Source organism: Paenibacillus ottowii, assembly GCF_050516475.1.
In the GTDB taxonomy this organism is placed as follows: Bacteria; Bacillota; Bacilli; order Paenibacillales; family Paenibacillaceae; genus Paenibacillus; species Paenibacillus ottowii.
In genome coordinates, this window is the sequence record NZ_CP191577.1 from 5,361,181 (window position 1) to 5,382,913 (window position 21,733).

24 protein-coding genes and 1 pseudogene are annotated in these 21,733 nt (G+C 44.6%); 9 read left to right on the forward strand and 16 right to left on the reverse strand.

From position 1 onward, the window contains the following. Positions 1 to 322 precede the first annotated feature (322 nt). Complete coding sequence (locus tag ACQQ6X_RS24740; protein ID WP_305167517.1) at positions 323 to 895, forward strand: DinB family protein; 573 nt, start codon at positions 323 to 325, stop codon at positions 893 to 895. A 536-nt stretch (positions 896 to 1,431) separates the two neighbouring features. Here ACQQ6X_RS24740 and ACQQ6X_RS24745 read toward each other — a convergent pair. The 9 genes and pseudogenes from ACQQ6X_RS24745 to ACQQ6X_RS24785 form a co-directional block, all read right to left on the reverse strand. Next, positions 1,432 to 1,851 (reverse strand): MaoC family dehydratase, encoded by a 420-nt coding sequence (locus tag ACQQ6X_RS24745; protein ID WP_430493511.1) that lies wholly within the window; start codon positions 1,849 to 1,851, stop codon positions 1,432 to 1,434. Between the two features lie 73 nt (positions 1,852 to 1,924). Further along, positions 1,925 to 2,098: pseudogene (locus ACQQ6X_RS24750) on the reverse strand (MmcQ/YjbR family DNA-binding protein); the annotation flags it as partial. A 543-nt stretch (positions 2,099 to 2,641) separates the two neighbouring features. Next, the gene (locus tag ACQQ6X_RS24755; protein ID WP_305167424.1) at positions 2,642 to 3,976 is read right to left on the reverse strand and encodes an erythromycin esterase family protein; all 1,335 of its coding nucleotides are present in this window, start codon (positions 3,974 to 3,976) and stop codon (positions 2,642 to 2,644) included. Positions 3,977 to 4,058: 82 nt separating this feature from the next. Further along, positions 4,059 to 5,216 carry a serine hydrolase domain-containing protein gene (locus tag ACQQ6X_RS24760; RefSeq protein WP_305167425.1) on the reverse strand — a complete coding sequence of 386 codons (1,158 nt, stop codon included), beginning with the start codon at positions 5,214 to 5,216 and terminating at the stop codon, positions 4,059 to 4,061. 692 nt (positions 5,217 to 5,908) lie between these two features. After that, complete coding sequence (locus ACQQ6X_RS24765) at positions 5,909 to 7,228, reverse strand: ABC transporter permease (protein ID WP_305167426.1); 1,320 nt, start codon at positions 7,226 to 7,228, stop codon at positions 5,909 to 5,911. Further along, on the reverse strand, positions 7,221 to 8,123 hold the full coding sequence (locus tag ACQQ6X_RS24770) for an ABC transporter ATP-binding protein (RefSeq protein ID WP_305167427.1): 903 nt from the start codon (positions 8,121 to 8,123) through the stop codon (positions 7,221 to 7,223). The genes ACQQ6X_RS24765 and ACQQ6X_RS24770 overlap by 8 nt, the downstream gene beginning before the upstream one ends. Continuing rightward, positions 8,120 to 9,085 carry an ABC transporter ATP-binding protein gene (locus ACQQ6X_RS24775; RefSeq protein ID WP_305167428.1) on the reverse strand — a complete coding sequence of 322 codons (966 nt, stop codon included), beginning with the start codon at positions 9,083 to 9,085 and terminating at the stop codon, positions 8,120 to 8,122. The genes ACQQ6X_RS24770 and ACQQ6X_RS24775 overlap by 4 nt, the downstream gene beginning before the upstream one ends. 5 nt (positions 9,086 to 9,090) lie before the next feature. After that, positions 9,091 to 9,492: a GntR family transcriptional regulator gene (locus ACQQ6X_RS24780; RefSeq protein ID WP_305167429.1), complete on the reverse strand. Its 402-nt coding sequence runs from the start codon at positions 9,490 to 9,492 to the stop codon at positions 9,091 to 9,093. A gap of 41 nt (positions 9,493 to 9,533) precedes the next feature. Continuing rightward, complete coding sequence (locus tag ACQQ6X_RS24785) at positions 9,534 to 10,253, reverse strand: hypothetical protein (protein ID WP_305167430.1); 720 nt, start codon at positions 10,251 to 10,253, stop codon at positions 9,534 to 9,536. Between the two features lie 239 nt (positions 10,254 to 10,492). Between ACQQ6X_RS24785 and ACQQ6X_RS24790 the strand changes: the two genes are divergently transcribed. Beyond that, positions 10,493 to 10,720 carry a DUF1858 domain-containing protein gene (locus ACQQ6X_RS24790; protein WP_142613599.1) on the forward strand — a complete coding sequence of 76 codons (228 nt, stop codon included), beginning with the start codon at positions 10,493 to 10,495 and terminating at the stop codon, positions 10,718 to 10,720. A 14-nt stretch (positions 10,721 to 10,734) separates the two neighbouring features. Then, positions 10,735 to 11,994, forward strand: a complete 1,260-nt coding sequence (locus ACQQ6X_RS24795; RefSeq protein ID WP_305167431.1) for a DUF438 domain-containing protein — start codon at positions 10,735 to 10,737, stop codon at positions 11,992 to 11,994. Here the strand turns inward: ACQQ6X_RS24795 and ACQQ6X_RS24800 are convergent. The 3 genes from ACQQ6X_RS24800 to ACQQ6X_RS24810 form a co-directional block, all read right to left on the reverse strand. After that, positions 11,983 to 12,495 carry a GNAT family N-acetyltransferase gene (locus ACQQ6X_RS24800; protein WP_305167518.1) on the reverse strand — a complete coding sequence of 171 codons (513 nt, stop codon included), beginning with the start codon at positions 12,493 to 12,495 and terminating at the stop codon, positions 11,983 to 11,985. The genes ACQQ6X_RS24795 and ACQQ6X_RS24800 overlap by 12 nt on opposite strands. A gap of 184 nt (positions 12,496 to 12,679) precedes the next feature. Further along, positions 12,680 to 13,429, reverse strand: a complete 750-nt coding sequence (gene map / locus ACQQ6X_RS24805; RefSeq protein ID WP_305167520.1) for a type I methionyl aminopeptidase — start codon at positions 13,427 to 13,429, stop codon at positions 12,680 to 12,682. A 134-nt stretch (positions 13,430 to 13,563) separates the two neighbouring features. Then, entirely contained in the window at positions 13,564 to 13,752 is a 189-nt protein-coding gene (locus ACQQ6X_RS24810; protein ID WP_007428354.1) for a hypothetical protein, read from the reverse strand. 364 nt (positions 13,753 to 14,116) lie between these two features. On the opposite strand from ACQQ6X_RS24810, the gene ACQQ6X_RS24815 reads away from it, so the two are divergent. The 5 genes from ACQQ6X_RS24815 to ACQQ6X_RS24835 all read left to right on the forward strand — a co-directional run bounded on the left by ACQQ6X_RS24815 (position 14,117) and on the right by ACQQ6X_RS24835 (position 18,297). Continuing rightward, a complete protein-coding gene (locus ACQQ6X_RS24815; RefSeq protein ID WP_305167432.1) occupies positions 14,117 to 15,154 on the forward strand; it encodes a serine hydrolase domain-containing protein in 1,038 nt (345 codons plus the stop codon). 43 nt (positions 15,155 to 15,197) lie between these two features. Further along, positions 15,198 to 16,352, forward strand: coding sequence for an MGDG synthase family glycosyltransferase (locus ACQQ6X_RS24820; protein ID WP_305167433.1), 1,155 nt, complete (start codon positions 15,198 to 15,200; stop codon positions 16,350 to 16,352). Between the two features lie 30 nt (positions 16,353 to 16,382). Beyond that, on the forward strand, positions 16,383 to 16,664 hold the full coding sequence (locus ACQQ6X_RS24825) for a transposase (RefSeq protein WP_305167434.1): 282 nt from the start codon (positions 16,383 to 16,385) through the stop codon (positions 16,662 to 16,664). A 466-nt stretch (positions 16,665 to 17,130) separates the two neighbouring features. Continuing rightward, positions 17,131 to 17,814, forward strand: a complete 684-nt coding sequence (locus tag ACQQ6X_RS24830) for an MOSC domain-containing protein (RefSeq protein WP_305167435.1) — start codon at positions 17,131 to 17,133, stop codon at positions 17,812 to 17,814. Between the two features lie 144 nt (positions 17,815 to 17,958). Next, entirely contained in the window at positions 17,959 to 18,297 is a 339-nt protein-coding gene (locus tag ACQQ6X_RS24835; protein WP_064796655.1) for a DUF4870 domain-containing protein, read from the forward strand. Positions 18,298 to 18,354: 57 nt separating this feature from the next. On the opposite strand, the gene ACQQ6X_RS24840 is transcribed toward ACQQ6X_RS24835, so the two are convergent. Further along, entirely contained in the window at positions 18,355 to 19,302 is a 948-nt protein-coding gene (locus tag ACQQ6X_RS24840) for a sigma-70 family RNA polymerase sigma factor (protein WP_305167436.1), read from the reverse strand. 18 nt (positions 19,303 to 19,320) lie between these two features. Further along, the gene (locus tag ACQQ6X_RS24845; protein ID WP_064796657.1) at positions 19,321 to 19,764 is read right to left on the reverse strand and encodes a carboxymuconolactone decarboxylase family protein; all 444 of its coding nucleotides are present in this window, start codon (positions 19,762 to 19,764) and stop codon (positions 19,321 to 19,323) included. A gap of 151 nt (positions 19,765 to 19,915) precedes the next feature. Between ACQQ6X_RS24845 and mscL the strand changes: the two genes are divergently transcribed. Continuing rightward, positions 19,916 to 20,410, forward strand: a complete 495-nt coding sequence (gene mscL, locus ACQQ6X_RS24850; protein WP_064796658.1) for a large conductance mechanosensitive channel protein MscL — start codon at positions 19,916 to 19,918, stop codon at positions 20,408 to 20,410. An 82-nt stretch (positions 20,411 to 20,492) separates the two neighbouring features. Here mscL and ACQQ6X_RS24855 read toward each other — a convergent pair whose 3' ends face one another. Continuing rightward, positions 20,493 to 21,194, reverse strand: coding sequence for a histidine phosphatase family protein (locus tag ACQQ6X_RS24855; RefSeq protein WP_326403289.1), 702 nt, complete (start codon positions 21,192 to 21,194; stop codon positions 20,493 to 20,495). Between the two features lie 78 nt (positions 21,195 to 21,272). Next, positions 21,273 to 21,566: a hypothetical protein gene (locus ACQQ6X_RS24860; protein WP_063211304.1), complete on the reverse strand. Its 294-nt coding sequence runs from the start codon at positions 21,564 to 21,566 to the stop codon at positions 21,273 to 21,275. Between the last annotated feature and the right edge of the window lie 167 nt (positions 21,567 to 21,733).

A 21,733-nucleotide genomic window follows, 5' to 3' on the forward strand; every position in this document is an offset into this window, starting at 1 on the left:
TAATAAGAAGTTGTACTACTTCTTCATTGTCAATTGTTAGCGAATAATAATGTTTTAGACTAAACAATAAAGAACTAGACTGAGATCAATAAAGTTATAGACTGGCGATGCGTGGCCTGCATGCGCAGCTGAGTTTGCGCCCCCAACTCTTCCGGAATGATGTCAGCTTCGCGATCGACGCGCTAGCGACGGTGGCCGGTGTATTTAGAAGATATAGTATTTTACTGGAAAATAAAGTATTGAAAAAATAAAATGCGAATATGCATTTTTCTTAAGCCCTCTCATATGATGAGAGTAATTCAGTATTCGAGGAGATGATCTTCTGAATAAGAACATAGCGATTAAGGATATTTTGGTAAGGTTCGACGAGATTTCGAAGCATTATGTTCGAGAGCTAGACAAGTATAGTATGGAGGAACTGTGTCGCAAGCCAAGCGAGAACGAATGGTCACTTGGCCAAATGTACCTGCATCTGCCCCATTCCACGCTGAACTTGCAGCTCCGTCTTGCGGAGCAGTGTATGGCGCTCGGTGGCGGCAACGAGGAGGGCGGCGAGAAGACGGAGGCCGGCCATGCCGTGTTTGAGCAAGGGAGCTTCCCACCGGTTCGCATTCAGGTACCGGCCGACTTGCAATATACGCCTCCGCAGCCAGAAAGCAAGGAGCAGCTTGTCGCCAAGCTGAAGGAAGCAAGGCGCCGCATGCATGAGATTGGGGCATCGCTGCAGAACATAGACCCAGAGCGGCTGCAGCGAAAGACGACTCATCCGGCCGTAGCCTTCGGCGCGTTAAACGCGGTCGAATGGTTCACGATGGTGGAGATGCATTACCGTCATCATCTTCTTCAAAAGGAACGGCTGGACGCTTTCTTACAAACTGCAGAGTTATTAGGCTAACAGGACACGATAGTTGAATGTTGACCACAACAGCGGCCAGTCTAGGACTTTATTTTCGCGTCCTTATCCACCGCTGTTGCATTTGTCGGATCAGTCTAAAACTTTATTTTCTTCAGACATCAATTATGATTATTTTTCTCGTTCAATCTATAAATTTTCTCACTAATTATGACACTGTGTACATACAATAAAGTTGTAAGCTCTTTTTCTATCCAGTAAAAGGTAGTACCTAAAATTTCTTTCATGTCATCAAAGGATATATCTTCTCATAAAGGAGTTCCTTAAATTTTGCTTCCCCCAACAGAACATCACTGGATTTTCCCGGTGCTGGTCAGTGTCAATGATGCTGCCAACTGAATGTTTAGTGCAAACAAAAACAGCTCCTGCATCTGCAGGAGCCATCCTCTGAACGGACACAATTATTTTTTGTGTATTCCTTTGCGCTGACGATAAGAGCTACTATGTTTTCTCCCCGCTTTGGAATACATGAATTAGGGATATCCTGTCAATTTCATTTATTTAAAGATACGTTATTTTTATATTATTACAGAAAGATCCCCTTCAAAAATTTTTTGAGTCGTATGATTAAAAGTAGATAAATTCACAGTTACAATCCCTGTATTCTTTCGGTTATCTTCTAGATTAATGACTTCAACAACTACATGTAACTCATCATCAGGGTATACAGGTTTTATAAATCGGATGTTATCCATAGCAGTACCAGCCACTACATCCTCACCGTATAAACCACACTCTACCCATAGTTTAAATGTTAAGGCTAATGTTTGGATTCCTGAAGCAATAATTCCTCCAAACATGCCTTCCTGAGTTTTCTCCTCATCCAAATGCATGTACTGAGGGTCAAATTCAGATGCGAATTCCATAATTTTTTCTTTGGTTACTCTTATAGAATCAGTCTCGAACCGCTGCCCTATAAAGAATTCATTAAACTTCATATTACACCTCTCGAAATGGATACTTATACATAATGACTTCCGCAAAATTTAATTGTCAACAAGAAATTTATCTTTAGCTAGTATGTTTTTTGGAGCTTTTTGGCTTGGTCAATTCGAAGCTATGATGCACCATATCGTGAATTTCATCTTCGGGCAGATCACCATCTAATATTACTGTATTCCAATGTTCCTTGTTCATGTGATAACCAGACTTTACCTCTTCAAACGCTTTTCGCAAAAAATCAGCATGAGCTGATGATACTTGCTCATCGGTCTTTTATTAAATACTTACTAAGTACACAACTCCATTTTTTTCTAATAAACCATCCATAAACAGAAGCCGCCCTCAAAGGTTGTTATCGAATTTCCTTTGAAGGCGACTATTGTCCATCTACCTATGTTAAATCTCTAAGAGTCACAGCATTCCAACACAAACGAATTGCACCACTAACGCTCTCACTGCCTAACTCGAAGATTCCATGTAGATGGGCCTTCAGCATATAAACAAATGTCCCGTAATGCATCTACACCATCATTTTCTGATTCATCGGGATAAATAACTTCTCCTGAATAGCTTCTTAATATAACTCGTTCATTGGCGCACACCAGCCGCCGGTGTAGACTTCTTGCTTTACCTCTTCGTAAATAATAAGGCGAGAACGAATACTGCTTAATAAATTGAACGCCCTGAGGATATTGTTTCCCAAGTTCGATAACCCGATTCCAACCAAATCAAACTTTTCACGAATCGTTGCGCCCTTAAGCAAGCCTTCTCGCACATTATTACAAATTATTGATGTAGTTGAGATGGACTGACTTTTTGAATTTGAACAAGTATATCAAACGTTTTACCTAATGATATATCAACAGTTTTTGGTATAGCAGGGCCTTCTTTAGTTATTCCAGCGAAAATTTGATGTTGTTCGTTTAACCAAGTTTTTGTCACTCCGTTCGCCTTACGTAAATCAATAAAAAATTGATCTTTTTTGACCTGTCCAAAAATGTAATTATAACTGTTTGGATCATCTGATTTTAATATTCCATATGGGCCAAATTCACCATCATTATTATAGACATTATATTGCCCTTTATAAACAGATGTACCAATAGATACATACCGTTCTCCATAATATTCTGCTAAATGCTGCCCAGCTACTTTAGGGTATATAAATGGAATCATATTTGTTTTCGAAACGTGTCCATTATGTCCCCAAACTATGGTTTTCCCTAAATGTTCTTCAGTCCACTTCGCATTTTCATACATTGCAATATCATGTTTCAAATAAAAATCCGATGGTTTATCAGGGGATGTTCCTCCTAACATTGTAGTAAACTGTTCAATAATACGAGCATTTTGTTTTATCCATGCGAACTCTTTGGATTTTCCGTTCAGATAACTTTTATTTTGTTCTAATAAAGCACTGATTTGTTTAGCATCTGAAATATACTTTTCTTTTTCTTCTTTCGTAAGGCTCTCAAAAGTATTCATATCCTTTGTTACAGGAATAAGACCTTTTATCTTCTCTTCTACTCTAGGCACAAGATCTGAATTGTTTCTTTTTATATATTCTATTATATTATTATAAACATTCTCGTTTACTGATTGAATGTCCATCCCAATGATATGCACTTTAGATTTATGTTTTGGATTAGCATTATATTGTCGAATCCAACTAAGTAGATCTAACATTTCTTTTGTGTTAAATACAGGTGATAGATGTTGGCTTGGGTTTCCCTTACCAGTAAGAACATATCGATCAAGCTCCAAAGCTCTGTCCCATCCCTCTTCTAAAACTAAGTTGATGAATCCCTTTTCAGATACTAAATAATTAACAATGCGTTGTTTCATTGTAAAAACTTCATGAGCCCCATGCGTAGCTTCACCTAAACCTACAATTGAAGCTGAACCTACCATATTCTTAAGTGGTTTTAAATCATTAAAAGATGCAGTTGGATTAGTTGTTTTTAAAGGCTTTGCATGCATTTCTAACCATTCCGTTATTTGATTTGTATTGTAGGGAGCTGTAACAGAAACTCCTGTTTTCGAGTCTGCATAAGTACTTCCTACAAAATTAGTCAGTATCATAGCAAAAACACCAAGTGCAATAATCATTTTCTTTTTCATAATACCCTCCTAAAATACTTATTTGTTAGTTTTTTTGACATGCTCTAAAGAGCCCAGTTTAGACCATTGTTTTCCTTTTTTCCTACTTGCTAAATTCAGCAAGTAAAATATTTTTAAATGGATCAGGACTATCAGCTTTAAAGCTGTTCAAATTGACGACCAATGTATGCTTGCCTCCAAGTGTGCCACCAGCAAAAGTGGTAAACCCTAGAACTCTACCTTTGTGTCCCCATATCGAGACACCGTTTGGAAGCTTAGTTTCAAAGATCCCAAGACCATATCCGGTTCCTTCTCTATCTGTAGGAACTGTAGTAAGCATTTGTTTTAGTTGCTGTTCCTTCAGTAATTTACCACTGAGTAAGTAAGAGAAGAATTTGTTTAAATCGTCAGCAGTAGAAATCATATCTCCATCCGAGCTACCTGGGTTAATATAAGTAACGTCTTTTAGCTCACTTGCTCCGTCTAGTTGGAAATAGCCACGGGCATGCTTGATGCCTGGAATCACGCTTGAATTGCCAGGTAGGAATGTATTTGACAAATCAAGCGGTTCAATAATCCGATTTTCAACCTCTTCTGCATAGCTGTTTCCAGTTACTTTTTCAATAAGGATCCCCAGTATTACGTATCCTGTGTTTGAATAAGACCAACCCTTTCCTGGGGCAAAGTCTGGGGGAAGAGAAATCCCCATCTTTACGAATTCTTCAGCCGTATACGATTTTTTTGTATCCGTATAATCAAAGTCTTTTGAATTTACATAGTCAGCGATACCACTTGTATGATTCAATATCTGCCGGATAGTAATTTGGTTACCATCATATCCGTTTCCTTGAATGACACCAGGCAACCATTTTTCAATGGAGTCGTCTAGATTCAAGCGGTTCTCTTCAGATAATTGAAGTAGAACTGTTGCAATGAATGTCTTCGTTACACTACCAATGCGAAAGCGAAAATCTGTTTTCATTGGTTTCTTGGTGCTCAGGTCCGCTAACCCAGCGGCATAACTCCATGTTTTTCCACCCTCAGAAGTTTTAGCAAGTATCCCAGGATATCCAAGTTGCAATGTATCCCGCATTGCCTCTTTGACGGAATTACGTTCACTTTGAGTGCTTGTTTGTAACGGACTAGATACATTTTGAATGGACTCCGCTTTTACAATTGAGGTTGGTGTTGTGTATAACAGAGAACTTCCAGCCATTAAAAGGACTAAACCTGTAGATGCAATTTGACAATGCTTTTTCATAAAGATATTCCTCTCCTCTATTCATATTGTATCGGTAGTTATTTGCTGTTTTAGGGCAAGAGTGGATTTGCAATTATCTTTACTCATTATTATTTTCACAAACGCTATTGTGTCCTAAAACGGTAAATTCCTTTTTTTCCTTAAAACACTCTTGTTACGGGTTTATTTTTCATAAATAGGACATACCTGTTTCCCCTTTCACGCCTCGTTAAATTTTTATCATACACAATGAAAATCTCCCCTCCTCATTTATTGTTAATGTGTTAAAACTTCCTCTGTGATTCTAAGTGTTTTTCTGTCACATACAGTAGTGACAAAATGTCACGCTATATAAATCCTAATATTGTTCGGAGTGAATAACTCAATTCAATCGCTTGCATCTTTATTTCTAGGGGGTAACTCACTCTCGTTGCCAACGTAAAAACACCTCCAAGGTTATCTCCATATCTTACGACATGGCTTGATTCTCTTGAAGGTGTTTTGATTTGTCTCACGTAATGGGGTCAGCCCCCGTGCTCATCGGGCTTTTTATTAAATACTTATTAAGAAGAGGTATCTTGTTATCCGTCATTAATAATTAGTATACAGCTTTAATAAATACTCATTTCTCATCAATTATGAAATTTTTCCTCATTTAATCTGAAAGTTTTCTCACTAATTACGACACCACACACAGAGTTCTCTCAAATTTCTTAAATCTTATAAGCCTTCATCGCTTTTCTTAGCTCTTTGAATGAAGGTCGTTTGCCATACATCAAGACACCCGTACGGTAGATCTTGGCAGCCAGCCAGCCAAAGAACAGGATGGACGCAAACAGAATGGCAAGTGACAACCAAATTTCCAGCAGGCTTGCCCGTTCCAGTCCGATGCGTAGCAACATGACGGTCGGAGAAAAGAACGGAATGTATCCGGCCACCTTAATGAAAATCGTATCAGGTGCTGCGATATTGAAGATTCCGATGTAAAAAGCTGCGAGTGACAGCACGGTAATTGGCATAATGGCCTGCCCCAGCTCCTCGGTACGGCTAACAATGGAGCCCACCGCGGCGAACAGTACTGCATATAGAAAGTAGCCAAGGATGTAAAAAATGAGACCATATCCTAGTACCGAGATATTCAGTTGTGACAAATCCAGCCCGGCAGAGCTAAGGATCACATTATTATGTGGCAACATAAGATTGGCACAGACAACGGCTGCAAAAACGGCAATTTGCAGCAGACCAACCAGGAAGATGCCGATAATCTTCCCAAACATTTGAGTCAACGGCGACACACTTGTAATGAGAATTTCCATGATCCGTGAGCTTTTTTCCGATGTTACTTCTGCGGCGATCATATTCCCCGTCATCATGGAAGAGGTGAAGAACAAAATCATCAGTACATACACTAAACCATAGTTAATCGTTGAGGTTTCTTTTTCCTTTGTCCCTACAGTTCCCCCTACTTCAGATGAACTGTCTGCTTCTCTGCTATTCACTATTACAGGTGTACTGATCTCACGAATTTGATCACTGGTCAATGATTTATTACCCACAATAGCCTTGACTTTTGCTTCCTGAAGTCCTGTTTGCACCAATGTGATTACAGCCGGAGATGGCTTTTTCTCTACAGAGACGTACTCCACTTTGGGAAACGTGTCTCCCTTGGCGGCGGGGTCTGTGAACTGCACGTAACCTTGCAGCTTCCCATTCTTCAAGGCTTGCTGCATTGCTGGCGCTTGTACGCTGTCATAACGTACCCAGATGGCTGCCGGGTTGGATTGCCCCTTGGTAAACTGTTCCAGTTGACTCGCCACTTCTGTCTGGTTCCCGGCAATCAGACCTAAGCGTTGATGCTCGGCTGCCGTTGTGCCGGAACCTCCGGTCCCTTCTCCTTTAAACAAGGAAATGATATACGGCAGATTCATGCCCAGTGTGATGAGTAAGGCCAATACCAGTGTCGTAATGATAAAAGATTTGGTCCTCGCCTTCTGACGAAACGTAAAACCGATCACTGTACCCAGTCTATTCATGGGAATCTCCCACCTCTCTTATGAAAATTTCATTGAGCGTAGGTTCCTTGATCTCAAAATGCTCCACATCCGTTTGTCCCAACGCTGTTTGCAAAATTAACTTCGCCGTATCCGGCTGCTCAATATGCAGCATCCAGCCACGATCCAAATGCTCTACACGGCGTACGCCGGGCAGCTGTTCCAGTCCGTTCACTCCACCTGTAGTGATGAGGCGAACTTTTTCACGTGGGTAGCGGCCCTTGATCTCTTGCACACTTCCTTGCACTACGGTATTCGAGCGATGCAAAATCGTAATATGTCGGCACAGTTCCTCTACATGCTCCATGCGGTGGGTTGAGAATAAAATTGCAGCACCCTCGTCCCGCAGTTCCTTCACCGTATCTTTAAGCAATTCAACATTTACCGGGTCCAGTCCACTGAAGGCCTCATCCAAAATGAGCAGCGTCGGGCGATGCACAACCGCAGCAATAAAGCCCATTTTCTGCTGATTTCCCTTGGATAGCTCCTCAATCCGCTTATCGTAATATTCTGGCACTCCAAAACGTTCCAGCCAATAGCGCAGACTTTGGTCCGCCTCCTTGGCCGACATTCCGCGCAGCCTGCCCAAGTAGTTAATCTGCTCGTTTACCTTCACCTTGGGGTACAGCCCACGCTCTTCAGGCAAATAGCCCATTGTCCGCTGAAGCTCCTTGCTGTAGGGCTTGCCCTCATATTGGATGCTCCCCCCGTCAGGGTAAATCAGACCGAGCACCATGCGCATCGTTGTCGTTTTGCCTGCTCCATTGCCTCCCAGCAGTCCGTAAATCTCGCCGCCATTCACATTCAGCGATATTCCGTTTACTGCTGTATGATTCCCATATTGCTTCACGACCTTTTCCAATTCCAACATGCTCATGATTGCTCCATCCCTTCTTTCTTCATGAATGTCTCTGCATTCGCAGATATTTGTCCTGCAGACCAATATACTAAAATATCATCCAGCTCCAGACGCCGCACACGGATGGGGCGAATCCCCGCTTGTTCCAATATAGCACTGGTCTCCCCGGCGGCCAGCGTTATAACTCGCTGTAAATTCCCATCACTCTCCGTCTCTACAACTCCCGGAAGCTCCGATGCCTCCTCGGGTGTACCTTCAAACCACATTTCCTTGCTATTTTCGAGCAGATGATCTTTTTCCAGCTTGCCAAGCAGCCTGCCATCGTGCATCAAGACAATGTAATCCGCCAAACGCTTGATCTCGTCCATGATATGGGTAGCAATAATGATTGTCGTTTTGCCGTTCTTCATACAATCCCGCAGTTCCTCCAGCATGATTTTCCAGGCAAATGGGTCTAAACCCGATGAAGGCTCATCCAGCAGCAACACACGAGGGTGCGGCGCCAGGGCAGCAGCCAGTTCGAATTTCCGTCGTTGTCCCTTGGACATACGCGATAATTTCGTATGTGCTGGAACCTGAAAGCGGTCCATTAACCGCTGAAAACGTGTTTCATCCCAGCCGGGATACCACAAGGCCCGAAAAGTCGCTGCTGCTTCTGCCGTTAATCGATCCTCCTCGCGAACCGGCTGCTCCGGTATATACCCAACCCATTGTCGTGTACCTGCCGGCATACCATCGGGGTAGGCTTGACCGAACCAACGAATCTCACCGGAATCCGGATGAATAAGCTGAGTCAGCAAGTGAATCAATGTGCTTTTCCCTGATCCGTTATGTCCAGCCAAAGCGACTACATATCCTGGTTCCACCGTTAGATTAATCGGCCCAATCTTCCGGTCACCCCGGGTTTTATAGACCTGGCTCATCTCAATAATAGGTACTTTCCTCTGTATTTCCATAGGAACTTCCACATGATTGTTCACAGCTGTCACTCCTTCACCTGGACTTCATACCTTCTTTTCACCATTTCTGCGAAAAGCTCCATTAATTCCTGCTCTGTCATCTGTACGGCGATGCCTGTGGCAATCGCTGTTTCCAATGCCTCAGTTACCGCTTTAAGGCGGTAACCTGAACGCATATCATCCTCGACCAGAGCTACAAAGGTGCCCGTTCCCTGCCGGGTACGAAGCAAGCCTTCGTTCTCTAAATCCTGATAGACCCGCCGGACGGTAATTACACTGCAACGGAGCGTCCCCGCAAACTCACGAATGGAGGGAAGCAGCGTTCCCGCTGCAATCTGTCCGGTTACAATGAGTGAACGAAGCTGCTTTTCAATCTGTGCATACAGCGGTTCCGCGCTATTCTCATCAATTTGCACTGGAATATTCACCTGCTCTCCCCCCCTTTTTAGTTATTTTTGTATACATACGACTAAGTTAAGTCCCGTTTCATGAGCTTACGCTGTGTCACCCGATAGGACGTGAACATTCCTAAGGCTCCTACTAGCAATGCTCCCCACATTACCGGAGACAAGAGCATCCATTCCTTACTATAAGATGCCGTTATCAGTACCAGATTGGCCCCACATACTCGAACTATAATTGTAACTATTCCGCACATGATCATGACGACAATGGATAGCCAGAAGTACTCTTTTCCTCTTTTCAGAAATTCCAAATGAATATAGATGGCTTGAATGAGCATTCCGTAGCCTATCCAGGTCAGAGCAAACGATACAAAGAAACCTGTGCTGGCATATATCCGAAGCGTACCTGACAATGTAAACATAAGAGCAAAAAATATCACACTATTCGCGACAAACGCCAAGACCGCCTGTTGAATTCGACTCATAATTACGGCTTTCATCGGTATAGGCAAGGTGCGAAAAAAAGCTAACATGTGCGTATAAGAATCTTCCTGCAAATATTTGAACGCTCGACGGTTATAAAAGAATCCCAAAAACGGAATCAACGCCAGCATAATGAAATCAGCTACTGGACTCAAGGCTGCATGCTCACCCCATTGCACACTTACCGCAAAACTCATGGTAAATCCCAAATACGCAATAAATAGCAACGTCCATAGTGCTGCATATGGATTCTTGCGAAAATCCTGACGGGTAATCATCCATGCCTGCTTCATGATCGTCATTTTCTTATCCTGATCCCTTCTGCACTGCCTGTGTAATAACGACCTCGTTCGCTCTTCAGTTCGAAGTGTTACCACAGTGTCTCCAGTGTTATTACTGTATATATCTTTATACACAGTATATAAACCAAGATTTACCGTTGTCAACCATCTGAACAATATTGTGCGTACAATCACAATAGCTCGTTTGAGCCTATGCTACTCTGTAAATGAAAAACGTTCTCAATCAAGGGGATGAAAAAATGGATCAAATACTGCATTGGGATGAGTCCATATTTAACCTTGTTAATCGTTATCCTGAAGTGAAAGACATTATGGTAGAACTGGGTTTTCACGATATTGCTAAGCCTGGCATGCTTCAAACCGCAGGACGTTTTATGACACTGTCCAAAGGAATTGCGTTAAAGAAAATAAGTATGGAAACTGTGCAGCAGACGTTTATGCAACATGGTTTTATCATTCAAAAATAAAGGAGTTAACCATCATGAGCGAGCTCATTAACAACCGTGAACATACAGCACAGGAATTAACGGAGCGTCAACGAACCTTGAAGGAAATTATAAAAGAACTACATGCCGGGAAAAGCGTGGAGGAAGTCAAAGCGCGTTTTGCAGAGGCCGTTGGCGGAGTAAGCGTGGCGGAAATTTCAGCTATGGAGCATGCCTTGATGACCGAGGAGGGAATCCCGGTGTCGGAGGTCCAACGTCTCTGTTCCGTTCATACGTCGATATTCAAGGGCTCTATTGAGGATATTCACCGTCCTTCAGGACCGGAGGAACAACCGGGGCATCCTGTCCACACCTTCAAGCTGGAAAATCGAGAGATCGAACGGCTGGTCAATTTTAAGCTAGCATTGCATGCAGAGCAATTTCAAAAGGAAGACAGCCCTAAGGTGATTTACAAGCTGCTTGAGGATTTAAGTCTGCTAATGGATCTCGACAAGCACTATAGCCGCAAAGAGAATCTGGTCTTTCCTTATCTAGAACGCTATGGAATCTTTGGTCCAACCAAAGTGATGTGGGGGGTGGACGACGGTATTCGCGCCGCCATCAAGGATGCAAAACAGCTGCTCACTGAGTATAACGGGGATCGTGAACAGATTGAGCAGGCACTTGCCCATATCATGAGCGAAGTGAATGAAATGATATTCAAGGAAGAGAATATTTTGCTGCCGATGGCACTCAGTAAGCTGACCGAGGATGAATGGCTGAAAATAGCCCGGGAAAGCGAGGAAATCGGTTTCTGTCTGACCGCTCCTGAACGTGAATGGATACCTGAACGGGCAAAGGACCCCGTAGAAGCCCTTGAGCAAACAGAAGGCACTTCCGCTACTCCGCAAGGGTTCGTGCGATTCGAGACAGGGATTGTATCTGTACAACAATTGGAACTGCTGCTGAATCATCTGCCTGTGGACCTGACCTTTATCGATGAAAATGATGTTGTTCGCTATTTCTCTCACGGTAAAGAACGGATCTTTGCCCGTACCAAGGCCGTCATTGGTCGTACCGTACAAAACTGCCATCCGCCGCAAAGTGTGCATGTTGTTGAGAAACTACTGGAGGATTTTAAAGCTGGTCGCAAGGATGTTGAAGATTTTTGGATTCCAATCAAGGACAAATTTGTCTACATCCGCTACTTTGCTATTCGTGATGCCGAAGGACGCTATCTGGGAACGCTGGAATTCACGCAAAATATCGCTCCTATTCGCGCCTTGGAAGGACAAAAGCGTATACTATCCGAGTAGCAACCAGCCGTAAGCAACCATGTTCAGGTTTTTGTCGCCCATATTTATAATATGCTGTTCTACTACAGGTTTGGCCCCCAGCCTTTCATAAAAAGTACACGCTGGATTATCAGCCAGCACCCACACCATAACTGAGTGAATATCCATACTATTAAAATGTTGAAGCAAGCGTAAAAATAGCCTCTTGCCCAGCCCTAAACTACGGTATTCACTCGAAACATAAAGAGCCGTTATCTCCCCCCCGTATGGGGGATATTCCCCTGACTTTTCCGGACCTCCACTCACAAATCCGATAATCTCCCCCTCCTCATTTTCAGCAACATATACGAGATGGCCGTCTTCAGTAGATAGATTCGCATTCCACAGTTCTGTTCTTTGCTCGTAGGAAAGCCGCTTCAGAACCTCGGCAGGCATGATATCTCTGTACGTTGTTCTCCAGCAGTCTACGTGCACTTTGGCGATGTCTTCGGCATCTGATATTGTCGCTTCCCTGATCATCATGTTGATTCCACTCCTAGTTTCCAAATATTATGCCTCCTATTATACCGACGATCCAAATCTCGATCTATGATTTATAACAAGAAGCTCATTGTTTGGTGAAGCGGATATGCCATTCTAAAAAACTCACCAAGAGAGTCTTATGCACACGACCCGTACATTGGACTCCCTATGGCACAATACTCTTTTACGAGGTCAAAATATAAGGACCGTTTTTTGTAATCGCAATGGTGTGCTCGTATTGAGCGCCCCAACTGCCGTCTGCTGTGCTGATAGTCCAGCCATCATCCCCCCAGAGCACCGCGCCTTCGGGTCCGAGGGTAAATACCGGCTCAATGGTAATCACCATCCCTTCGCGCAGCGGCAATCCCGTTCTAGCACGGCCGTAGTGGAGAACGTCCGGCGGCTCATGCATGTGGCGCCCGATCCCATGCCCGATCAGAGATTTGACGTTACCGTACCGTCGCCATCTTGCTGCTTTTTCCACCGCATGCCCGATATCCCCTAAGGTCTTGCCCGGGCGGGCAACCTCGATGCCTTGCATCAGCGCCTTATGGGTCTGTCGCAGCAACTTGGCTACCGGCCGGCTGATGTTACCCACTGCGTAGGTCCATGCCCGGTCAGCCAGCCACCCATCCTTGTTGACCACAATGTCGATGGTCACAATATCCCCGTCATGAAGCACCCGCTCCGAGGGAAAACCATGACATACCACCTCATTGACCGAAGCGCAGGTAGCATAAGGGAACCCCTTATAGCCCTTTTGCTCAGGCGTAGCACCACGCTTGGTTAGAAATTGCTCCACCCAAGCATCAATTTCAAGCGTTGTGATTCCCGGAAGAATACGACTTTCCAGCGCACGATGGCAATCTGCCAAAATACGTCCGGCCTCCCTCATATAGCCGATTTCCTCCGGTGTTCGTATCGCTACTTCTATTGGAATCCGCCTCCTTTGTACATACAAATCACTAAACCTATCCCATTGTATGCAGGACGGACACAAAAAAACCGTCTCCTCTGCGGATAGACGGTTTATAAAAGTCGTGTTTCTAGTTGTTCGTAAGCGAACCCTTAAGATACTGAAGAATTTATGCGGCCGAGTTCGTTTTCCACCACCATGGTCAACTCTTCCTCATACCCTCCTGTTATCCGGTATTTTCGCACATATTCCTTTACAAATTTTTTGGGATCCTTAGGCCGGAAAATTCGAGTCATTTCCCGCAGACTTTCCTTAACTTCATTGTGACCTTTCGTTGCCATGTAACTCCCTCCCAAAACGTTGAAAATAAGTGCTCCGTTGAAGAGAATGCCGAAAAGTATTGATGTCCTTATGCAGTGAAGTAGTATGTCTAGTGCAGCTTAGGTCGGGAATGCCTGATGCGAGGCATGTACCTGACACTATTATTAACCGATTTTCGTTTGGCTGAATCACTACCCCATTATACCATATTCAAATACAGCTTTCAGCTTTCCAGTAAATTTACATTGATTTTACCCATCTTTTACGCTTCATAGCATTTGGAATTCTCAATTAGCTGCTGCATCGAGGTATACCTTATTTATCGGCTTTTGGAGCGTATGTGTTTGGGGTAAAATAAATAAACATAACAAGGGAGGGAAAAGGATGAGCCGTAATGCTCCGCTGTTCACTGCACCTGTTGCCCGGCTGTCTGCGCTGAACCTCGGAACTTGTGAAGAGGAAGGCATCAATGCCTCCCTACTTGATCAGGCAGACCACGAAATCCGAGCCAAATTTCCGAAAATGCACAGCTTCCTGCTACTTCGACGCGGCAGGCTGATCTGGGAACGCTATTACAACGGTCATGAAGCAAGCATTTTGAATGATTTGCGTTCTGCGACCAAAAGCTTCACCTCTACGCTCGTCGGCATTGCTATGGCACGCGGGGATATGCCCGGACCCGAGACAGCTGTGCATAAGCTGATTCCTGAGTATTTACCCCAGCGGAAGGAAACACTGCTAGAACGGATTACGATTCGTCACCTGCTGACTATGACGTCAGGCTTGTATTGGCAGACAGGCAAAAAGCTCGGTGAAGCTTTTATCCACCGTTTTCATCGCAGTAAAAGCTGGCCGTCCTTTGCCCTACGGTTACCTGTACAGGAGGATCAAATCGGCGTATTCCAATATCGCAGTGTGGATTCGCATCTGTTGTCCGTACTGCTCACCCGTTGCTGTGGGGTTGATGCCTATACGTATGCTCTCCAGCATTTATTCGAACCGTTAGGTTTCGGAAAAAGTGGTTGGGCACAAGATCCAGAGGGCTACACCATGGGTCACATTGGTCTGTATCTGACGTCGCGAGACATGGCTAAATTCGGCGATTGCTGCCTTCATCAAGGCGTCTGGAATGGGAGAGAATTGATTCCAGCCGATTGGCTGCATCAGGCGACGCAGCGACAGGTTGAAGGCTATCCGGAATTCGGAGATTACGGATTCCAATGGTGGACTGGACGACTCCACGGCATGGATTATGCATGTGCGCACGGACATGGAGGACAGCAAATTTATCTTATACCGGAAGCGAACGCAGTCGTGGTGTTTACAGCTGACAGCAAGGTGAGCCGCTGGAAAAACCCACGAACACTGCTAGAGCGTTTCGTTTTGCCAGCCGTATCCTCCCTCAACTTGGAACGTTCCTGAAATGAGCTTCATGTGCTTATTGAATATAGGGGGCTAAACAATCATGGAAGTCTCAGCACCAAAAATTCTAATATTATACGCCAGCTACGGGGAAGGCCATGTCCAGGCCGCTCGGGCAATCATGGATAGTTTGCGAAGACTCGGACACTGCGAGGTACAATTACTCGACCTGATGGCTGAATCACATCCATGGCTGAATGGGCTGACTAAATTTGTATATATGCAAAGCTTCAAAACCATTCCACAGCTATACGGCTGGGTCTATAACATCACGCGCGGTATGCAGGCTAAATCGGCCTTTGGCCATGTGCTGCATTCATTCGGAATGCGTCAACTTGCTCTCACACTGAAAAAGGAGTCGCCAGATCTTGTGATCCATACCTTCCCGCAGCTCGCTCTTCCGGCGTTGCGCCGTAAAATGGGCATGAATCTGCCGATTGTCAACGTGGTTACAGATTTCGACCTGCATGGGCGCTGGCTACATCCCGATATTGATCGCTATTATGTAGCCACTGAGGATCTTCAGCAGGAAGCCGCGCAGCGGGGAATCCCTATCGAACGTATTGCCGCGACTGGGATTCCGATTCACGCTTCTTTTTATAACCCATCTGGCGACGAAGCAGCCCCTGATCAGCAACAGGCAATTCCACCGTTACAGACTGAGAGGACCACACTGCTCATTATGGCAGGTGCCTACGGTGTGTTATCCGGCATACTGGATATCTGTCGTCATTTGAGCCGCCTTCCGCAGCTACGACTGCTGATCGTCTGCGGACGCAACCAGCAATTGAAAGCAGAATTGGATGCGCTATATGCAGATCATCCAGACATCTATACCTACGGATTCGTGGACTACGTTCCAGCACTTATGCGAGCAAGCAATCTGGTGATTACAAAACCTGGCGGTATCACGCTCTCAGAAAGCATCGCATCTGGTTTGCCTATCCTGGTGTTCAAACCCGTACCTGGTCAGGAACTAAATAATGCTCTGTATCTGCAGCAAAAAGGAGCTGCCCGCATTGCTCGCACCACGGAGGAACTGATTCAGCATTGTCTGGATCTGATCTCCACGCCCTCTCTTGCTGGGGAAATGAAGCAGGTGATTGAGTCACTTCGCAAACCTCATCCCGCAGACCAGATTGCCGAGGACATTTTGCAGCAGCTTGTGGATAAAAGGACCTCTGTCCGGACAAATTAACGAGGAATAAGCCAGACGGAGGGGATACCAATGGAACGCAAAGGAAAGGATTTACTCCCACTTACGGGTGAAAAGGTAGAAGTGGATGGTATTTATGTGGATGAGGATGGACATGAGCAACATTTGCACAGAGGCCAGCACTTCCCCGCTGATGTTGTTTTGGGTACTTCCGAGTGGAAAATGACCGAATACGCCTTTGATAACCATCACGAAGGACGTACCGATGAACGACTTATCCCCAAAGAGGATGACGAGAATAAAATGGGTAAAATCACACATCCTCGCCGACATTTACAACGCGGTGACCGATAATTGAGGTAGTATATCCACACTTACTCCCAATATGTTGATAATTTGTGGACAAACTGTGTGCGAAGTATGAATAAACACAATATTGTCTACAGATTGTGCACAATTTGTGTATAAACCATGTTATTTTTGTGGATAAATATTTATATGTGGTGGATAAAGTATGTACAACATGTGCAAAACATGTGCATAACTGTTTAAAAGGCTGAACGAATCCTTTTCGTTCGGCCTTTTCGTATTTTTACACACATTCTCTAATTTATTTTTATCTGCCGAGATCGGGTATGATCGAACGAGGAACATGCGCTTCCGGCACGATGAGATGCCCAAAAAGGACTCTATCACATGGATGGAGCTAATCAAAAATTCGCACAGAGCGCATGGAGGAGTGTAGAATGGAAATGAAAATGAGGACGAACAGAGTCAAAAGAGGAATTACTGACATGTAAAAAGAGTAGGGGTGATCCGAATGGCATCTATTAAAATCCTTTCACTTAATGTTGGCATGCCCAAGCAGATTCGTTTTAATCAGAAGGACGTTGCTACGGGGATATTCAAGTCGGCCACAGATGAACATCTGTATTTATCCTATCTAAACTTCGAAGGGGATGGGCAGGGCGATCTAGTTCATCACGGGGGTAAAGAGAAAGCTGTATGCGTCTATCCCTATGAACACTACTCGTTCTGGGAAAATGAATTGCAGAGACCGCTCGATTACGGCGCGTTCGGGGAAAATTTAACGATAAAGGGTTTGCTGGAATCCGATGTTTGCATTGGAGACGTCTTTAAGCTTGGCAAAGCAATCGTTCAAGTTAGCCAGCCGAGACAGCCTTGCTACAAGTTGTCCATCAAGTACGGTGTACCGGACATGCCCTTGAAGGTACAGCAAACAGGCTACACGGGATTCTACTTTCGCGTTCTGGAAGAGGGCGTTGCCTCTAAAGCTGACGAACTATCCCTCCTTCATCGCCATCCGAAAGCAATTACGGTTTCATTTGCCAATCGAATTATGCATCAAGAGAAGGATCATATCGAGGGTATTAAACAAATCCTCGAAGTGGAGGAATTGTCCGTAAGCTGGAGAAATACGTTTCTAAAACGTTTGGCGGGAACCGAAACGAATTCTCGGGAAAGACTATCTGGCAATTTATAAGGTGGAAGTGGTTCAATGAGTTAGTATGTTTTGTGTAGAGACAACTTTTTTACCGAGATCGGGCATATCCTTCAATCCTGTCCTCATAGCTTGTATAGTACGGGGACTTAGCTTGAATCATTTATAAAGGAGGATATGCCTGACATGTCAGTCTATAAGTCTTCCACAGGATTGGATGAAAATATAGCAGCTGTCCTGTGCTATTTGTTCTCATTTATTGGCGCGCTAGCCTTTGTCATGCTGGAAAAGAAAAGCCGATTTGTATTATTTCACGCACTGCAATCCATACTTTTTTTTGCAGCCCTCATGATCGGACATGTGCTGGTCGGATTCATTCCGCTACTCGGTCCTTTCCTCGCTTCCCTGCTAACACTGGTTAGCCTTGCTTTGTGGATTATCCTGTTAATTCGTGCGGGACAAGGAAAATGGCTTAAGCTTCCCTGGGTAGGGGATTTAGCTCTTCATCAAGCCCGGCAGTTATGAAAATAGCAAAAAACCTTGATCCTCAGCAAGGACTCAAGGTTTTTTCCGTTGGTCTTGTCATATATGAACGTATCCCAGCTTATCTGGATTGACCATCAAATAAAAATGTTGAATACACTCCCCGTCAGGTGTCAGCCTGAAACATAAAGTTTCTTTCACTTCGCCGTCTTTCAGAAATGCCAGCTGAACCTCACCATTGATGACGGTGTGGACCACATCTCTTTCTCGTAAAACAGTTAATACGCGACGAGAGGTCAACAAGGCGAGAACGCCTTTGCGTACAACCATCGGCCTCATCACGGTATGCACCTTACCTCCGCCATCTGACACAAATACAGGCTGTTCAGCCAGTAGTTCCAGCATTGCAGTGACATCGTAGGCGAGAAAGGCAGCTGTAAACCGTTCCAGCAGTTTTACCCGCGAAGAGTTATTTATATGAGGACGGCTTGGAGCTTCAGAAGCAGCTTCTCCGGAAGACAGAATACGACGGGAACGACTGAACAACTGACGACAATTGCTCTCGGTCTTTCCCAGTAATTCCGCAATTTCTTTATAATCATATTGAAAAGCTTCTCTCAGCACAAAAACAGCCCGCTCTATCGGTTTTAGCTGCTCCAATAGAACCAGAAATGCGTAAGATATCATATCTTTACGTTCTAACCAATCGGCAGGGAGGTCTGCACTCTCACCTAGCGGCTCTGGCAGCCACTGTCCTACATACGTCTCTCTTTGCTTACGCGCAGAATTCAGTAGATTCAGACACCGATTCATCGTCATTTTGGCTACATAGGCTTTAGGATTCTGTATATCACTCAGGGGCTTATTCTCCAGCTCGACAAAGCAGTCTTGAACGACATCCTCGGCATCCGTAACCGTTCCAAGCATGCGATACGCAATAGCAAAAGAATATTTGCGATATTTCTGATACAGCTCCTCCAGACTTACATCCACCGATTCCACCGATTCCACCGATTCTTGTTCAATCCCTTGTTCTTTGCCAGTCAAAGCGTAGCCCCCTGTTCATTAAAGACTGCCTGGATACATCCCGGTCGCGATGGCAATCCGGTTCCAGCTGTTGATCACATTAATGGCAGTGATCAAATCTAAGTACTCTTCCTCTGTAAAATGTTCTCTGACCCGATTATACAAGTCTGCAGGTACCCCTTGCACTGAGATATGAGTGACCGCTTCAGCTAATTCGAGCATAGCACGTTCTTTTTCCGTGAACAAAGGAACCTCCCGCCATAAAGCAAGCTGCAAAATATGATCAGCATAATCCCCTAGTTTTAGCAAATCCTTTGCATGCATATCGAGACAATAGGAACAGCCATTGATTTGCGATACTCTAATTTTCAGCAGTTCGTACAATACTTTGTCTGTAAAACGACCGGAAATATACTTTTCCATTTCCATCATTGCTTTGAATGTACTAGGACTCACTGCTCTGTGGTTAAATCTTAAACTCACGATACATCGCCTCCATTATTGGTTTACATACAGAAGACAAATGAACATGTGCTTTTGTGACAAAGTGCAATATATCAATTTGGAATTGCCCTCAATTGATAGAGCATGTATTATAGATAAATGATTTTATGCAAAGAAGGTGAGCACTCATATGAACGGAAAAGGTTTTATTAAAGAATTTAAAGAATTCGCTGTACGGGGTAACGTGATTGACCTCGCGGTCGGTGTTATCATTGGTGGAGCGTTTGGCAAGATTGTCACTTCTGTGGTAAACGATATTATTATGCCTCCGATTGGTAAACTCCTGGGCGGTATGAATTTTCCAGACTTGTATGTGGCTTTACAAGCTGCTGATCCTCTAAATGCTGACGGTACACGCAAGACTCTGGCACAAGCCAAGGAAGCAGGAATTGCGGTCCTTGCCTATGGTCAGTTTATCAATGTCCTGCTGGACTTCCTAATCGTGGCCTTCTGTGTGTTCATGCTGGTCAAAGGGATTAACATGCTGAAGCGCAAAGAGCAGGAAAAGCCTCCTCAGGAAAAAACGATCAAGGAGTGCCCGCATTGCCTGTCCGAAATCCCTATAGCTGCTACTCGCTGCGCACATTGCACTTCCAAGCTAGAGGGATTCGTTGAAGCACGCTGACACAACCCGCACTCCTATGAAGACAACAAACGGCTTAAGACGGTGTATCGTCTTAAGCCGTTTTAGCATGGCTCAAAAAAAATTAGTTGAAGTTAGTGATAATTCCCCGCGGTCTGACAGGTAACCCTTCTGCGTACAGATGGGAGACATCACCGAAGCCAATGCAACGGGGAACTGCCCATTCCTTGGAGCGTTCATCAAACAAGATGGTAGTTACGGAGCTAGGCGGCATCCAAAAACCGGACCAGACCAAAGCCAACGGTAGTTCCAACAGATGTGCAAGCCAGGTTAGCCCGAAGCCGCCATGACAAAATACGGCTACCCTGTCTTCCGTGTGCTTCAAAATTCTATACCTGCCCTCTACCCGTTCAAAGCCTTGCCGCTTCAAAAATTCATCAGAATAAACCTTCAGCCGTTCGAAGGTTTCGGGACTTTGCGTCCCTTGGTAATAGGATATTTCCTTCCAAGAGTCATGAGTCGGCAGAGGCAGCTCAGACCGAATCACTTCACCAGGCAAATCCCAATGGGAAAGACGGCCGTATGGAGTTTCCTCCAGCTTTAGGGCCAGCTCCTGCGTCCAGTCTTCCACTTCATAAGTCATACCGAGAGAGTCGGCGGTGTAGCGCATCGTATCCAATGCCCGCCCCATAGGTGAGACGTAAATGCGGTCCAGACCGTGACTAGACAGCCGTTTGGCCAGTGCCTGGGCCTCCAAATGTCCCTCTGGCGTGATGGTATTGTTAGGATAATCAGGGTCTGCATGTCGGATAATATACAATCTCATCATTGGTTCTCCGTTCCTAAGAATGGCGACAGGATCGCTTGATCTCATTCCAGCGGTCAGCTCTCCTGATCTCTTTAATTAATGTTTATTCAGCAAATTTTCCAAAATCGCGCGCAAATCCCTGTCTTCATGGTAAACTTCCTCACCTGTATCCAGCTCAATAACCCGGATATATGTATAGTTCGCTCTGGCATCGACTGGTTTAAAAATCAATTCCTCCGGATTGTCTGGACGCACATCATAGCCCATATTTTTGAACATATCTGTTATTTGATCAATCCCCGGCTTGCCTCCGCTTTCCAGCATAATCAACCCGCGCAGTTCTTTGGGCTCCTCTGGATGCATAACTCGGAAATGTACAATACATTCCATGTAAAATCGCTCCTTTCCATCATAAATCTATGTTATGGCGCAAATCCCCATGTTCCCAGCATACCCCAAAAACTACTCCACATTCCACATCGACCATCATATCGTCGGAGCGGAAAACACGTTATACTGTAAGGTAGACTTTAACTTTCTGCTTATCACTAGGAGGA

What these genes read in the sequence shown, in the direction of transcription:
- ACQQ6X_RS24745 (WP_430493511.1), bottom strand. Translation starts at nt 1,851, where the DNA reads ATGAAGTTTAATGAATTCTTTATAGGGCAGCGGTTCGAGACTGATTCT.
- ACQQ6X_RS24755 (WP_305167424.1), bottom strand. Translation starts at nt 3,976, where the DNA reads ATGAAAAAGAAAATGATTATTGCACTTGGTGTTTTTGCTATGATACTG.
- ACQQ6X_RS24760 (WP_305167425.1), bottom strand. Translation starts at nt 5,216, where the DNA reads ATGAAAAAGCATTGTCAAATTGCATCTACAGGTTTAGTCCTTTTAATG.
- ACQQ6X_RS24765 (WP_305167426.1), bottom strand. Translation starts at nt 7,228, where the DNA reads ATGAATAGACTGGGTACAGTGATCGGTTTTACGTTTCGTCAGAAGGCG.
- ACQQ6X_RS24770 (WP_305167427.1), bottom strand. Translation starts at nt 8,123, where the DNA reads ATGAGCATGTTGGAATTGGAAAAGGTCGTGAAGCAATATGGGAATCAT.
- ACQQ6X_RS24785 (WP_305167430.1), bottom strand. Translation starts at nt 10,253, where the DNA reads ATGACGATCATGAAGCAGGCATGGATGATTACCCGTCAGGATTTTCGC.
- ACQQ6X_RS24790 (WP_142613599.1), top strand. Translation starts at nt 10,493, where the DNA reads ATGGATCAAATACTGCATTGGGATGAGTCCATATTTAACCTTGTTAAT.
- ACQQ6X_RS24795 (WP_305167431.1), top strand. Translation starts at nt 10,735, where the DNA reads ATGAGCGAGCTCATTAACAACCGTGAACATACAGCACAGGAATTAACG.
- ACQQ6X_RS24800 (WP_305167518.1), bottom strand. Translation starts at nt 12,495, where the DNA reads ATGATGATCAGGGAAGCGACAATATCAGATGCCGAAGACATCGCCAAA.
- ACQQ6X_RS24810 (WP_007428354.1), bottom strand. Translation starts at nt 13,752, where the DNA reads ATGGCAACGAAAGGTCACAATGAAGTTAAGGAAAGTCTGCGGGAAATG.
- ACQQ6X_RS24815 (WP_305167432.1), top strand. Translation starts at nt 14,117, where the DNA reads ATGAGCCGTAATGCTCCGCTGTTCACTGCACCTGTTGCCCGGCTGTCT.
- ACQQ6X_RS24820 (WP_305167433.1), top strand. Translation starts at nt 15,198, where the DNA reads ATGGAAGTCTCAGCACCAAAAATTCTAATATTATACGCCAGCTACGGG.
- ACQQ6X_RS24825 (WP_305167434.1), top strand. Translation starts at nt 16,383, where the DNA reads ATGGAACGCAAAGGAAAGGATTTACTCCCACTTACGGGTGAAAAGGTA.
- ACQQ6X_RS24830 (WP_305167435.1), top strand. Translation starts at nt 17,131, where the DNA reads ATGGCATCTATTAAAATCCTTTCACTTAATGTTGGCATGCCCAAGCAG.
- ACQQ6X_RS24835 (WP_064796655.1), top strand. Translation starts at nt 17,959, where the DNA reads ATGTCAGTCTATAAGTCTTCCACAGGATTGGATGAAAATATAGCAGCT.
- mscL (WP_064796658.1), top strand. Translation starts at nt 19,916, where the DNA reads ATGAACGGAAAAGGTTTTATTAAAGAATTTAAAGAATTCGCTGTACGG.
- ACQQ6X_RS24855 (WP_326403289.1), bottom strand. Translation starts at nt 21,194, where the DNA reads ATGAGATTGTATATTATCCGACATGCAGACCCTGATTATCCTAACAAT.
- ACQQ6X_RS24860 (WP_063211304.1), bottom strand. Translation starts at nt 21,566, where the DNA reads ATGGAATGTATTGTACATTTCCGAGTTATGCATCCAGAGGAGCCCAAA.